Below are 13,300 nucleotides of genomic sequence, written 5' to 3'. Positions count from 1 at the left end.
TGACCAGCGCGGGTGGTTAAAGCTTCCAATACGGAGCTGCTTCCCCGGGCGGCCCGCCCCATGTCCCGTGCGATCCCCCCACTCCCCACACAAGCGACGGCACACCGGGAACACCCGAGCCCAGAGCACGGGACGGAACAGCCGCTCAACGACGAGCCGCCCGAGCAGAGTTGCTCATGCCGAGCCGTCCGGCCCGCCCGTGTCGCCACTTCCCCGCGCACGGACACCCACCCCACCCCGCGACCCCGCACCCCCCTTCCACCACTCCGCACAGCTCCACCGCACACCCCCACCGCAGCGCGGCGTTCCCCAGGACGCCGCGCCAGAGAGGAGCACCATCATGGAAGCGCTGGACAAGAGCAGGGACCATGTGCTCGGCCTCTACCGGATCGTCGTCGGCCTGCTGTTCACCTGTCACGGCCTGGCCACCCTCTTCGGGGTGATGGGCGGCCCGCACGGCGCGAAGCCCGAGGTCGGGGCCTGGCCCGGCTGGTGGGCCGCCGCCATCCAACTGGTGGGCGGCGCACTGGTCCTGCTGGGCCTCGGCACCCGGACCGCGGCCCTGGTCTGCTCCGGTTCGATGGCGTACGCCTACTTCGTGGAGCACCAGTCCGAGGGCGTCTTCCCGATCGAGAACGGCGGCGAGGCGGCGGCCATGTTCTGCTGGTCGCTCCTCCTCCTCGTCTTCCTCGGCCCGGGCCGCTGGGCGCTGGGCAACCTCGTCCACCCCCGGCGCGAGCCGGAGCCCCGCCGGGTCGGCACGATGTCCTCGGTGTGAAACAGGGCCGCGGTCAAGAGATTTGACATACCGTCAATATCTCCACCGCGCAGGCCCGTTCGTCCTCCCCGCCGGGGCCGTGTCCCCACTCCGGCCCCGGCGGGGGCCAAGTCCCCCTAGAGTCTTTCGTTTGGATCGGGCCGGATCAGGGAGCGGGGTCCGGCACCGTGCATCGCAAGGCGGAGGAGGGAGTCGGGGCGGAGCCCTGGCGACCGACGACAACGCGGCGAGGTGCGGTGCCAGGGCCCCCGAACCCGGCATGACCCAAACAAGAGGCCCCAGGCGTCCGCCCGGTGTCACGGAACGCGGAAGCCCCGGAACACCACCCGGGCGCGGAGGGCGAAGCCGAGCCGCTCGTACAGGGCGATCGCGGCGGCGTTCGCCTCGGCCACGTGCAGGAACGGACGCTCCCCCCGCGCGGTGATCCGCGCGGCGAGGGTGTCGACCAGCAGGCCGGCGTACCCCCGCCCCCGGGCCCCGGGGGCGGTGCAGACGGCGCTGATCTCGGTCCAGCCCGGCGGGCGCAGCCGCTCCCCCGCCATGGCCACCAGCCGTCCACCGTCCCGGACCCCCAGATAGGTGCCGAGCCGGTGGGTCCGCGGCCCGAACGGTCCCGGCGCTGTCAGGGCGACCAGGCCGAGCATCTCGGGCACGTCGGCGGCGCCCAGTTCGACGACCCGGGGACCCTCCGGGCCGTCCGGGACGGGCGGGCGTCCGGCGCTCCCGTCGAAGCCGCCCGCGGACGCCCGGCCGATGTCGCCGTCGGGGCGCACCATCTGGCGCCCCTCAAGGGTGAAGACCGGCTCCCAGTCTGCCGGTGGCGCGGCGGGGCAGCTGAACATGTCGGCGAGCCCGCCCGGTCCGAGCAGCCGTGCCAGACCGGCCCAGTCCGCCGGGTCCGGCACCGCGGGCACCGTGCAGAAGGTCGCGGCACCGGGCGCGTACGTCCCGGCCCGCCCGTCCCACCGGGCCAGCGCCGCGTGGTTGCCGCGCAGCGACGTCCGCACCGGGTCGTCGAGCGCGGCGCCGCCGGGCGGGCGACTCCCGGACGCCGGACGGCCCGGCGCCGGACGGCCCGCCCCGGAAGCGCCGGGCACGAGGTCTCCCGGAGCGAAAGCACCGGAGGCCGGGGCGACGGTCGCGGGACCGCCGGGTACGGGCGCGCCGGGTGCCGCTTCACCGGGGTCCACCACCGCCGAACGCCTGCCCCTCCCGCCGGACACGATGCCGTCCGCCCCAGTATGGAGGACGGCCGCCCCCGGCGTCCCGCGCGGCCCCGCTCCTGGCTCGGTCCCGTCGCCCCGTGTCCGGCGCACGCCCGTCGCCCAGGGTCTTTCGTTTGGATCGGGCCGGATCAGGGAGCGGGGTCGGGCGCCGTGCGTCGCAAGGCGGAGGAAGGAGTCGGGGCGGAGCCCTGTCGACCGACGACAACGCGGCGAGGTGCGGCGCCAGGGCCGGCGCCCGGCGTGATCCAAACGAGAGGCCCTAACCTCGTCCGGGCGGGATCCGGCGGGCGTCCGCCGGGACGGCCGGCCCGGAGGAGGAGTCGATGGCGTTGGTGCGCACGAGGGGCGCGGGGGTGCTGGCGGTCGCCGTGGCCGTGTTCGGGATGACGCTCATCGGTCCCAGCGTGCCGGACGACACGCCCCGCCTCGTCCCCTCCCTGCCCCCGGGCGCGCCCGGCAGGATCGTCCCCGACCGCGTCATGAGCTGGAACATCTGCAACCCCTGCAAGCAGGGCGACATCGACCGGGCCAGGGAGATCGCGACCCACGCGCCCCAGGTCGTCGGCCTCCAGGAGGCGTGCGTGCGGGACGTCGAGCGGATGCGCGACCACCTGCGGAACCTGTACGGGCTGGAGTACCACGTCGCGTACGGGCCGGTGCTGCGGCACCGGGGGCGCTGCGGCGGGATGCCCTGGCGGCCGGGCGGCTTCGGCCAGGCGATCCTCTCGGCGGCGCCGATCACCGACCGGGTCCTCGTGGAGTACCCCGACGGCGGCTCCGAGGACCGCGGCTACCTGGCGGTGACCACCCGGGTCGGCGGCCGTCCGCTGCGGGTCTTCACCACCCACCTCGCCCAGCGGAGTCAGGCGGCGGTCCGGGAGGGCCAGGTCCGGGTCCTCGCGGCGGCGGTGGCCGGGCACCGGCGCGCCGTCGTCCTGGGCGACTTCAACGCCGTGCCGGACGCCGCCGAACTCGCCCCGATGTGGGCCGCGTCGGCGGACGCGGACCCCGGCTGCCGTCCCCCGGCGACGGGCGCCTGCGCCCCCACCACCGACTGGTCCAGCAAGTTCGACTACGTCTTCCTGCGCGGCGTCACGGCGCGCGGGCACCGGGTCCACCCGACCCCGTACTCGGACCACGACCTGGTCACCGCCGACCTCGCCCCGGGGTGATGTCCCCCACGGCGGGGCGGTCGGCGCGGCTCCCGGCACGGGGCGCCGGGGGACGGCGGCCGGGGTCCCCCCCCCACCGGGAGATCCCGGACTCCGCTCCAGGGGGCGGGCGTCGGGCCGGGGGCCGCCCGAGGCCGGAGTCAGGGGTCATCTGGTCGGCCCCGAGGCCCGGAGCGGGGGCAACGGCGGTGCGCGGAGTGCACGGATCCGCCCGGCACCCCCCGGACCCGGAACTGCCCGGCACCATCCTGACCAGGGGCCACCCCGCACCACCTCGACCCGGAACCGACCCCGGCACCACCACCGCCCCGGCCGGAGGCGTCTCTCCTTCCGGACGTACGCTGCGGCCCATGAACCACGCCCGTCCCCGCACCGGTACGCCCGCCGCCCGCCGGGCCCGTCGATGACGGGGCCCGTCCCGTTCCCGGAGGCCGGGCTGACCGTGGACGGCACGGGGCTGCTCTGCGTCGCCCTCCTGCTGCGGCTGCGCGGGCGCATCGCGGGCGTCGCCCCGGGGACCGTCGTGCACGTCGTCGCCACGGACCCCGCCGCGCCGCTCGACCTGCCCGCCTGGTGCCACCTGACCGGACACGCCTACCTCGGCCCCGTACCCGGCACGGAGCGGGTGTACGCGCTCCGCCTCTCCGCCGACGCGCGCCCCACCGGGGCGGACTCCCCGTGGCACCGGGCGGGCGGCGGCGCGGACGGTCCGTCCGGATCCGGCTGACGGGGCCCCGCCCGCCGCCGGAAGCCGTCCGGCGGGGCGGGGCACGGCGCCGCGCGGGTCAGCCGGCGGGCTCGCCGGACGGGTCCGGCCGGGTGGTGACCAGTTCGGTGATCTCCTGGGCGAGCCGCGGGCCCAGTTCGCCCCAGCCGTCCTTGTAACCGTAGACGCCGGCCAGGGTACGGGCCTCGTAGTCGCCGTTCATGATCTCGACGTCGGAGGTGGTGATGAGCGCCGGGTGGGCGACGCCGATGGCCCCCGAGACCTTCAGCAGCTCCTTGCGCAGGGTGCGCAGGTAGACGGCGGCCCGGGTGGCCTTGGAGGGCGCGTCGATGCCGCGCACCAGCCAAGGGTCCTGGGTGGCGATGCCGGTGGGGCACTTGTCGGTGTGGCACTTCTGCGCCTGGATGCAGCCGATGGAGAGCATGGACTCGCGGGCGACGTTGATCATGTCGACGCCCAGCGCGAAGGCCACGGCGGCGTTCTCGGGCAGGCCCAGCTTGCCGGAGCCGATGAAGGTCAGCTCGTCGGTGAGACCGCGCTCGGCGAAGGTGCCGTAGACCCGGGAGAAGCCCATCCGGAACGGCAGCGACATGGAGTCGGTGAAGATCAGCGGGGCCGCGCCGGTGCCGCCCTCGCCGCCGTCGACGGTGACGAAGTCGACCCCGCGGTCGCCCCGGGCCATCAGCGTGGCCAGCTCCTCCCAGAAGCCCATGTCGCCCACGGCGCTCTTGATGCCGACCGGCAGCCCGGTCTCCGCGGCGAGCAGTTCCACGAAGTCGAGCATCGAGTCGACGTCGTGGAAGGCGCTGTGCCGGGAGGGCGAGGCACAGTCCCGGCCCACCGGTATGCCCCGGATCTCGGCGATCTCGGGGGTCACCTTGGCGCCCGGCAGCATGCCGCCGAGCCCCGGCTTGGCGCCCTGGGAGAGCTTGATCTCGATGGCCCGGACCGGCGCCCCGGCCACCACGGCCTTGAGCTTGTCGAGGTTGAAGGTGCCGTCCTCGTTGCGGCAGCCGAAGTACGAGGTCCCGATCTGGAGGACGAGGTCGCCACCGTTGCGGTGGTACGGGGAGAGACCTCCCTCACCGGTGTTCTGCATCGCCCCGGCCAGCGCGGCGCCCTTGTTGAGCGCCGTGACGGCCGCGCCGGACAGCGAGCCGAAGCTCATCGCCGAGATGTTCACGACGCTCGCCGGGCGGAAGGCCCGGGCGCGCCCCCGGGGGCCGCCCAGCACCTTGGCCGAGGGCAGCGGGGCATCGGGGTCGCCGAGGTCGGGCAGGGGTCCGGCGAAGGTGCGCTGCTTCAGGTAGGTGTGGCCCTGGATGTGCTCGACGTCCACGTCGGTGCCGAAGCCGAAGTAGTTGTTCTCCTGCTTGGCGGAGGCGTAGATCCAGGTGCGCTGGTCGCGGCTGAACGGGCGCTCCTCCTCGTTGGAGGTCACGACGTACTGCCGCAGTTCCGGACCGACCCGCTCCAGCAGGTACCGGGCGTGTCCGAGCACGGGGAAGTTCCTGAGCAGCGCGTGCTTCTTCTGGACGAGGTCGCGGGCGGCCACCACCGCCAGCGCGGTCGCGGCGGCGGCTCCGATGTTCCGAGCGCGCATGAACGTTCCTCTCCTCGACTGCCCGTGGCCCGGTCCCGCCGGTGCGCGGCGGGCCCGTACGCGCCGGTCGGCGGGCCCCTACCTGCGGGGAACGGCGTCCGACGGCGAATCGACAGATGATAGTGGAGGCCGTCACGGGGGACGAAGGGGCCCCGGGTGCGACCCCCGCCACACCACTGCGGACCACCCCACCACACCACTGTGGACCACCCACGCCACCCCTCCCCCGGCGCCCCGGGCACCGCGTCCCCGACCCTCGGCGGCGTCCGCGCCCCGGCGGGGCCGATGTGTGACGGGGCGGGACGCCGTACGGGCGGGGCCGGACGGCGCGACCGGACCGCGTACGGTCCCGGACCCGACGGCACGGAGTGCGGCGTACGGTCCCGGACCGGACTGCCCAGCGGCAGGTGTGCCCGGCGCACGCCGAGGAGCGCCCGCCTCCCCCGGGCGTCCCGGCCGGTCCGGGGCGCCGCGTAGGCTGGCCGGGCAGCCGGTTCGCCCCGTCAGCCGGACGGGAGGCGTCGCAAGAGGGAACCCGGTGGGAATCCGGGACTGCCCCGCAGCGGTGAGCGGGAACGACCGCCGTCATACAGCACTGGCCCCGGACGGGGCCGGGAAGCGACGGCCAGTAGGAGCCCTCCGGGAGGAGCGGCGCGCCCGCGAGTCCGAAGACCTGCCCGCTGCCCGCGCCCGGGACCCCCGCGCGCGGAATCGTTCCGCCGCGACTCGCGAAGGAGAGTTGACGTGGCCGATCCCACCGTCACCGTCCCCGCCCCCGTCCCCACCACCCGGCGTACCAAGACCCCGGACGACTCACGGGTGGTCCTCGCCCACATCATGAGCGAGCACGACACCAATCTGTACGGCACCATCCACGGCGGTGTGATGATGCGGCTCATCGACGACGCGGCGGCCGCCGCCGCGGGGCGGCACGCGGGCGGCCCCGCCGTCACCGCCTCGGTCGACCGGATGACGTTCCTGGCCCCCGTGCGGGCCGGGGACCTGCTGAGCGTCGAGGCCGCCCTCCGGCGGGCCGGACGGACGTCGATGACGGTCGGGGTCCGGGTGACCGCCGAACGCTGGAACCACTCGGGTCCGACGACGGAGGTCGCCACCGCGACCCTGACCTTCGTCGCCATCGACGCCGACGGCACCCCCCGCCCCGTCCCCGCGCTCGCCTCCCCGCCGCCGGCCGGGGACTGACCCCGGCCGGACCGGGGCCGCCCGGGGCCGTACCGCGCGGCCGGGACGTAACCTCCGGACGGCCCGCCCCGCCTCCGCGCCGCTCCCGCCCCCGGCGGCGGGGTGACCCGGACGGGAGGCGCCGCGGGCCGCCGTCAGGCCGGAACGGCACTCGGGTCGACGACCCAGTGGTTGCTCCTCAGGACCCGGTCGGCGAAGGGCACGTCCTCCTCCCCCAGGAAGCGGAACCCGAGGCCGCGGCAGATGGCGTTCGACGGGGCGTTCGTCGTCGCGGGGAAGGCGTGGACGAGCCCCCACCGGCCGTCGTCGCGGGCCTGATCGAGCAGCATGCGGACGCCCCGCTTGCCGAACCCCCGCCCCTGGAACTCGGGCAGCACCATCCACCCGATCTCGGAGATCGGCCCGGCCCCGGTGCTGTGGGGCCACAGGGTGACGGTGCCCGCGACCGTCTCCGGGCGGGCCGGGTCGGGCACGATCATCCTGGTCCAGTCGGTCCCGGCCCGCGCCCGCCCGACATCGCGCCGGACCTTCTCCTCCATGCCCTCCCGGGGCAACGGACCGCCCAGCTCACCCATCATCACCGGATCGCACCGCATCCTGACGTAGGCGTCGACGTCCCCGTACTCGACATCACGCAACAGCATCCCGGTCCCCTTCCCCTCCACCGGCGGGCGCCGCGCCCCGCCTTCGCCCTCGTCGTCCTCGTCCCCACCAGTCGGGCGGTGGACACGTCGAGCGGTGAAGTGGTCGGGGCGAGCGCGAGCCGGGGCGACTCCGGTGACGGGACACCCCGGCCGACGAGGAGGGACCGGAAACGGTCCAGCGGCGGCCGGGGAGGAGGATCCCCCTGGTCCGCCCACGGGCCGTCGACGGCCGACGTGGGCGGCCCGGCGGCCGTCCGGTCCGCCTGGGGCAGCGCGACACCGAACACGGTGTCGCGGGTGACGATCGCGGCAAGCTGCTCCTCGGTCCATCCCCCGGTCCCCTCGGGACGCATCGGCATGACCATGAAGCGTGACTTCTGGTTCGAGTCGTGGACGCGCACCTCGACGTCCGGCGGCAGGTGCAGTCCGAGCCCCCGGCGAGCACCTGCCGAGGCCAACGGACCATGCGACGCCGCTGGTTGGGCGCCGGATACCAGTCCGGCGCCATACCGAGGACCGGCCGGGGACAGCAGGAGCACAGTGCGCAGCCCCGGCCGCGGTGGCGGGACGCACCGGGATCACACCGGCTTGCCGCCTCCCGCCGCGACGACGACCCGGCGATCGTACGGTTCACCGGACCGGGTCAACAGGGCGCGCGGGCGCACGTGCGTGCGCCGGGCACGCTCCCGCACGCGGCTACGCCTCGCGGACTGCGCGCAGCACCAGTCGCTCGGCGTTCTCGTCATAGGGGCGCCCGTCGAAGCCGCCGAAGACCTCCACCTGGCCGAAGCCCGCCTCCACCGCCATCCTCCGCAGCTCCACGGCGCTGTACACGAACCACACCAACGTCGCCCGTGTGACGCGCTCGCCCCGGATCAGCACCCAGTCGCTGCGCAGCCGGGCCCAGTCGTCCAGCACCGTGTCGGTCTGTACCAGCAGGTCGTCACCGTGGCGCACCACCTTGGGCGGGGTGACCCTGCGGGCCAGCAGTTCCTTGCCGGCGAGATCCAGCACGAGTGCGCCACCGGGGGCCAGGCAGGTGTGCATGGTCCGCAGCACGAGCGCGTTGTCGGCCGGGTCGTCGAAGTACCCGAACGAGGTGAACAGGTTGAGGACCACGTCGAAGCCGCCCGGTGCCGCGTACGCGCGTGCGTCGGCCTGCACGTACGTCACCTCGGTGCCCGCGTCCGACGCCCGCTTCCGCCCTTGGGCCAGCATGGCCGGGCTGAGGTCCACCCCGGTGACGTCGTGTCCGCGGCGGGCGAGCGGCACGGTGAAGACGCCCGGTCCGCAGCACAGGTCCAGCACCCGGGACCCGGACGGGAAGGACAGGAGGGGCGAGGTGCCGAGCAGTTCCTCGGCCTGCGCGTAGCGCTGCTCGGAGAAGAGGAAGTCGTTGAACTCGGTCCAGAAGTCATCGTCCTGAAAGCCGCCTGTCCGTGTCATACGCCCTCAGCGCTCCTTGGCTGTCGTCGAGTGGATCAGGGTGTTTAGCCGGGCGGTCGCGCAGTGCCAGCAGCACCGGGGGCAGCATCACGCACTGGGCCGCGGCGAGCAGCCAGAACCAGCCGGTGCGCCCGGCCTGCTCGGTGAGTCCGTAGAGCTGTCCGCCCAGTACCCCGCTGGCGCAGGCGCCGAGCCCCGCGGCCAGCCGCTGGCGTCCGAAGACCATGGCGTCCGAGCGAGGGCTGCGGCGCAGGGCCTCCAGGTCGTTCTTCAGGAAGAGGACGATGTCGCCCAGGGTGATGAGGGCCCCGCCCGCCAGCATCGCCGGTCTGGTGCCGGCCGCGAGGACGGCGAGCCCGGTCGCCAGGCAGATGAAGCCGAAGGCCAGAGCGGTCGCGTAGCGCATGCGCCGGATCAGGCCGGACGCGAGCGGCTGGACGACGATGACCAGCGCGAAGCAGAGGAGCAGCACCAGGCTGTAGAAGGTGCTGGAGGCCCGCTCGACGGCGTACACCGCGAGGAAGTGCTGGAAGTGGAAGTAGAGGTAGAACGCGAGGGCGTTCGCGGCGAAGGGGAGGAGGCCCTCCCCGCCGGGCGCGGGCCGCACGGCCGGCCCGTCGCCCGGCCGCTCCTCCCCGGCCTCCGCCGGGAGCCGGGCATGGCCCGCCGTGACCAGGACGAACAGCCCTGACACAGCGACGAACAGCCAGCCGGGGGAGGACAGCACGAACGGCCCGGCGATCAGCGGACCGACCGCCATGCCCGCGTTGAGGACCGCGTTCCCCGCCGACAGGAACGCCGGACGGTGCTCGTCGTCCACGCCCCGTACGAGGTACGCCTTGTTGGCGGGAAGGTACAACGCGGCGCCGCAGCAGGTCAGGACGAGTGCCCCGACGGCCAGCGGTGGCCAGCGCAGGGCCAGCAGCAGGCCGAGGAATCCTGTGGTGCGGATGATCAGCGCCCACAGCATCGTGCGCCGCAGCCCCACCCGGTCGGCCAGGGACCCTCCCACCACTCCGCCGGAGAACTGCACGAGGGACGCCACGGCCAGTACCACACCGACCGTTCCGAGCCCCAGGCCGAGTCGCTCGTGCAGGAACACCGACATGAACGGCAGGACCATGAAACTGCCGAGCGGGATCAGGAAAGAACTGAGCAGCAGGAACCGCAGCGGTCCGTCGAGCGTGGACAGCGCGGTCCGCAGTCCTTCCCCGCCCTTGGGGCGTTCAGCCACCGGAGGCCCCGCGACCGGTGGTGCCGGGTGGGGGGAACGGTTCGGTGAGCACACGCAGGGTGTTGGCGGCCGCCACCGCGTGGTGCGTGGCCAGTTCGGCCGTCTCGCCCTCCGCGCAGACGATGCCCGCGTATCCGCGGCTGTCGGTGATGTGCTCAACCGGGGCACCCACGGACGCGACCGGGTACCAGGCCGGTGACCCGGGCAGATCCGCGAGCCGGTCCAGCCCGCTGACGCCGGTGAACACGCCGGGCGCCGCCGGGTAGCCCAGCACGAAGGCGACCGCCGGACCGCCGGGCGGGTCCGCGTCCATGAGGCGGGGCCTGCGGCCCAGCGCGGCCTCGGCCATCGCCTCGTACACGTTGACCCCCAGCGCCCGGCACATGCCCACTCCGACCAGGGCGCCGCCGATCCGGGGATTGATCTCGACGATCTCCGGGCCGCCGGTGGTCAGGACGAACTCCACGTGCGCGAACCGGTCGGTGTAGCCGACCGCCGCGAGCACCTCGCCGAGCCATCGTTCCAGCAGGGCCCGCCGGTCCTCCGGGAAGGCGACCGGGAAGGCGGTGATCTCCTCCCGGAAGTGGGGTTCCGGTGACATCAGGCGGCTGGAGACTCCCAGCAACCGGGTGCGGCCCGCCCAGGTGAGGGTCTCCCCGCTGTACACCGGCCCGCTGAAGTACGGTTCGGCGAACAGCCGCCCCCTGAGTTCCCGTTGCTCCGCCTCGTTCAGGGCCGCCTCCATCTCCGGCACGTCGCGGACCAGCCAGACGTTCTGGCTCCCGGTGCCCGCCGTGTCCTTGAGGACGGCGGGCAGACCGACCTCATCGAGCAGAGTCTTCCCCTCGCGGTGCCCGGTGGCCTCCACGGCTCGCCCGCGCGTCAGCCCGGCGTCATGCAGAAGGTTGCGTACCGCGGCCTTGTCCCGGGTCAGCCGCAGCACGGCCGGGTCCGGGCCGGGCAGCCCGAGGCGGGCGGCGAGTTCGGCGCCCACCAGCGTCCAGGTGTCGGTCGAGCTGATCAGCCCGCGGAGCCCCGGAGTCCGGCGCAGCAGTTCCGTGAGCCCGTCCACGTCGAAGGTGTCGGTCTCCACGACGTCGAGGGCGTCCGCGGGCAGGCGGTCCAGTTCGTAGGTGTAGTAGGAGCGGTCGCGGGTGAGGAGCACCAGCCGTTCGCCGAGTGCCTCGGCGGCCCGCGCCAGATGCCCCAGGCCGAAGGTGAGTGACTCCAGACTGACGAGGGTCATGCCTCCGGCTCCTTCCGGCCCGTGGGCCATGCGGTCCGCGGCCACGGCATCCTGGACCAGGGGGTGGACATCTCCGCGGGAGCCGATATCTCGACCGGCTTCAGCCCGGCCGGGTCCAGGGCTTCCCCATGACGGGCGAAGACGCGCTCGACGTAGCGGTGCCCCGTATCGGCGCCGATCACCAGGTGCGGCCGGTCCGGGTGGCGGCGGGCCTCGTAGGTCGCGGCCAGGTATCCCGCGCCCGTGGACAGCCCGGCGAAGACGGCGTGGTCGCGCAGCAGTGCCACCGTGCCGGACATGGCATGGGTGAAGTCCAGCCAGTGCACGGTGTCGTAGAGGTGGTGGCGCACGTTGTCGAAGACGATCGACGAACCGATTCCGGCGATGATCGCCTCCGGATCGTGGTGCTCCTGACTGCCGAAGGTCACGCTTCCGAAGGGCTGCACGCCGACCAGCCGCACCGACGGATCCTTGGCACGCAGACGCTCCGCGAGACCGCCCGTGGAGGCTCCGGAACCCACCCCTCCGACGAGCGTCAACGCGGTTCCGCCGAAGGCCGCCGCTATCCGGTCGGCGACCTCGTGATAGCCGAGGTAGTGGACATCGTCGTGGTATTGGCGCATCCAGTGCCAGGACGGGTGATCGGACAGGATCTCCCTCACCCGCCGCACCCGCAGTTCCTGGTCGAGCTTGAGGTTGTCGGAATGACTGACCTGTTCCACGGTGGCACCCAGGATCTCCAGTTGGGCGAGGGTGGTGGTGTCGACGGTGGTGGACGCGACGATGTGGCAGCGCAGGCCGTGGCGGTGACAGGCGAGAGCCAGGGCGTAGGCGTAGATGCCGCTGGAGCTGTCGATCACCGTCTGCCCCGAACGGATCGTGCCCCGTTCCAGGAGGTGGCGGACGGCGGCGAGCGCGGAGTAGATCTTCATGGACTCGAACCGGATCAGGATGATCTTGTCGGTGAGCCGCACGAGGTCGGGGACCTTCAGGGCGTCGGCGATGTGAGGATGGATCACCCGTAGCCTCCTCGGGCGAAGGAACACTGGTGGCCGAGCGAGTGGTAGAAGGCGGACAGCTCCGACTTGAGCTCGGCGTCGGGGCGGCGCGGGAGCAGATAGCCGATCACGCGGCCCGTGTGGGCGACGAAGATGCCGTCGGCGCCGAACCGCTCGCGGTGGGCGAGCATGCTGTCGAAGGAGGTCTTGGGCAGTACCCGCTGCGACAGCGCGGCACTGGCGGTGGCCGCCCGTGCGACCGCGGCCGGATCACCCGAGGCGAAGCCCTTGACCATGTCGTTCAGGCACCGCTCGTATTCCTCCCCATGCCGCCGGTAGTGCTCCAGCAGCAGACCGGTGACGGCGCTGGTGTCCACCGTCCCCGGCTCGGTGACGAAAGCGGTGTGGAATCCGATGTCGGTGCCCAGTCGCCGGACCACGCGGTGCCGGGCACTGAGGTAGAGCGCGAACTCGTCGAGGAACACGCTGTCGGCCCGCTCGATCGCGGTCAGGATCTCAAGGACCACCTTCCTGTCGTACGCGAGCCCGAACAGCCGGAACAGGCAGCGCAGGGTCGCCACGATGTCGGCGGTCGAACTGGCCATGCCCACGCCCACCCGCAGATCGGAGTGGACACTCCACCCGCCCGGCGGCAGCGTGAGCCCGAAGTGCCCCAGGAACAGCCGGACCGCCGTCGCGGACTTCTCGCCGAGGGGCAGCCGTCCCGGCGCCTCGCTCCCCGGGGTGAAATGCACCCAGGAGTGCCGGTCGGTGGGAAAGGAGACCACGGCGATGTCCGGGTCGGGCCCGGACCGCAGTGGACCCTGGTACAGCTCACCCAGGGTTCCGTGGCAGACGCCGGAGGAGACCCGGCTCGGCGAACGCCGGGACCGTCGGGACTCTCCGGCGGATGTCGGCACCGTTCGGTTCAGCCGGTCGGGGAGGGCGCCGGCCGGGAACCGAGAACGATGGCGGGGATTCGTGCGGTCATGGACACGTACTCTTCTCCTCGTCCCATGCCTC

12 protein-coding genes and 1 riboswitch are annotated in these 13,300 nt (G+C 73.5%); of the genes, 4 read left to right on the top strand and 8 right to left on the bottom strand.

The features are described 5' to 3' along the window. Positions 1 to 340 precede the first annotated feature (340 nt). Complete coding sequence (locus tag GTY84_RS08885; RefSeq protein WP_161225598.1) at positions 341 to 778, top strand: DoxX family protein; 438 nt, start codon at positions 341 to 343, stop codon at positions 776 to 778. Positions 779 to 1,074: 296 nt separating this feature from the next. Here the strand turns inward: GTY84_RS08885 and GTY84_RS08880 are convergent, their stop codons facing one another. Next, positions 1,075 to 1,785, bottom strand: coding sequence for a GNAT family N-acetyltransferase (locus GTY84_RS08880; RefSeq protein WP_345943375.1), 711 nt, complete (start codon positions 1,783 to 1,785; stop codon positions 1,075 to 1,077). 542 nt (positions 1,786 to 2,327) lie between these two features. Here GTY84_RS08880 and GTY84_RS08875 point away from each other — a divergent pair. Next, positions 2,328 to 3,176: an endonuclease/exonuclease/phosphatase family protein gene (locus GTY84_RS08875; protein WP_161225596.1), complete on the top strand. Its 849-nt coding sequence runs from the start codon at positions 2,328 to 2,330 to the stop codon at positions 3,174 to 3,176. Positions 3,177 to 3,579: 403 nt separating this feature from the next. After that, positions 3,580 to 3,903 (top strand): sulfurtransferase TusA family protein, encoded by a 324-nt coding sequence (locus GTY84_RS08870; protein WP_161225595.1) that lies wholly within the window; start codon positions 3,580 to 3,582, stop codon positions 3,901 to 3,903. A 58-nt stretch (positions 3,904 to 3,961) separates the two neighbouring features. Here GTY84_RS08870 and GTY84_RS08865 read toward each other — a convergent pair whose 3' ends face one another. Then, positions 3,962 to 5,506, bottom strand: a complete 1,545-nt coding sequence (locus GTY84_RS08865; RefSeq protein WP_161225594.1) for an FMN-binding glutamate synthase family protein — start codon at positions 5,504 to 5,506, stop codon at positions 3,962 to 3,964. Positions 5,507 to 6,031: 525 nt separating this feature from the next. Beyond that, positions 6,032 to 6,181: riboswitch (cobalamin riboswitch) on the top strand. A 144-nt stretch (positions 6,182 to 6,325) separates the two neighbouring features. Between GTY84_RS08865 and GTY84_RS08860 the strand changes: the two genes are divergently transcribed. Next, entirely contained in the window at positions 6,326 to 6,709 is a 384-nt protein-coding gene (locus GTY84_RS08860) for a hotdog domain-containing protein (RefSeq protein ID WP_345943374.1), read from the top strand. A 134-nt stretch (positions 6,710 to 6,843) separates the two neighbouring features. Here GTY84_RS08860 and GTY84_RS08855 read toward each other — a convergent pair whose 3' ends face one another. The 6 genes from GTY84_RS08855 to GTY84_RS08825 form a co-directional block, all read right to left on the bottom strand. Next, positions 6,844 to 7,353, bottom strand: coding sequence for a GNAT family N-acetyltransferase (locus tag GTY84_RS08855; RefSeq protein WP_161225593.1), 510 nt, complete (start codon positions 7,351 to 7,353; stop codon positions 6,844 to 6,846). 696 nt (positions 7,354 to 8,049) lie between these two features. Beyond that, positions 8,050 to 8,799: a class I SAM-dependent methyltransferase gene (locus GTY84_RS08845; protein ID WP_161225592.1), complete on the bottom strand. Its 750-nt coding sequence runs from the start codon at positions 8,797 to 8,799 to the stop codon at positions 8,050 to 8,052. Beyond that, entirely contained in the window at positions 8,768 to 10,033 is a 1,266-nt protein-coding gene (locus tag GTY84_RS08840) for an MFS transporter (RefSeq protein ID WP_161225591.1), read from the bottom strand. Before GTY84_RS08840 ends, GTY84_RS08845 begins: the two co-directional genes overlap by 32 nt. Further along, positions 10,026 to 11,279: an ATP-grasp domain-containing protein gene (locus GTY84_RS08835; RefSeq protein ID WP_161225590.1), complete on the bottom strand. Its 1,254-nt coding sequence runs from the start codon at positions 11,277 to 11,279 to the stop codon at positions 10,026 to 10,028. The genes GTY84_RS08840 and GTY84_RS08835 overlap by 8 nt, the downstream gene beginning before the upstream one ends. After that, positions 11,276 to 12,298, bottom strand: coding sequence for a cysteine synthase family protein (locus GTY84_RS08830; RefSeq protein WP_161225589.1), 1,023 nt, complete (start codon positions 12,296 to 12,298; stop codon positions 11,276 to 11,278). Before GTY84_RS08830 ends, GTY84_RS08835 begins: the two co-directional genes overlap by 4 nt. Then, positions 12,295 to 13,065: a hypothetical protein gene (locus GTY84_RS08825; protein ID WP_345943369.1), complete on the bottom strand. Its 771-nt coding sequence runs from the start codon at positions 13,063 to 13,065 to the stop codon at positions 12,295 to 12,297. The genes GTY84_RS08830 and GTY84_RS08825 overlap by 4 nt, the downstream gene beginning before the upstream one ends. Positions 13,066 to 13,300: the final 235 nt, after the last annotated feature.

Origin of the sequence: Streptomyces sp. SID8352 (assembly GCF_009862265.1) — a bacterium.
Classification (GTDB): Bacteria; Actinomycetota; Actinomycetes; order Streptomycetales; family Streptomycetaceae; genus Streptomyces.
This window is presented reverse-complemented; position numbering and strand designations above follow the sequence as displayed.

Coding starts and splice junctions, on each gene's coding strand:
- GTY84_RS08885 (WP_161225598.1), top strand. CDS start 341: ATGGAAGCGCTGGACAAGAGCAGGGACCATGTGCTCGGCCTCTACCGG.
- GTY84_RS08875 (WP_161225596.1), top strand. CDS start 2,328: ATGGCGTTGGTGCGCACGAGGGGCGCGGGGGTGCTGGCGGTCGCCGTG.
- GTY84_RS08870 (WP_161225595.1), top strand. CDS start 3,580: ATGACGGGGCCCGTCCCGTTCCCGGAGGCCGGGCTGACCGTGGACGGC.
- GTY84_RS08865 (WP_161225594.1), bottom strand. CDS start 5,506: ATGCGCGCTCGGAACATCGGAGCCGCCGCCGCGACCGCGCTGGCGGTG.
- GTY84_RS08855 (WP_161225593.1), bottom strand. CDS start 7,353: ATGCTGTTGCGTGATGTCGAGTACGGGGACGTCGACGCCTACGTCAGG.
- GTY84_RS08845 (WP_161225592.1), bottom strand. CDS start 8,799: ATGACACGGACAGGCGGCTTTCAGGACGATGACTTCTGGACCGAGTTC.
- GTY84_RS08835 (WP_161225590.1), bottom strand. CDS start 11,279: ATGACCCTCGTCAGTCTGGAGTCACTCACCTTCGGCCTGGGGCATCTG.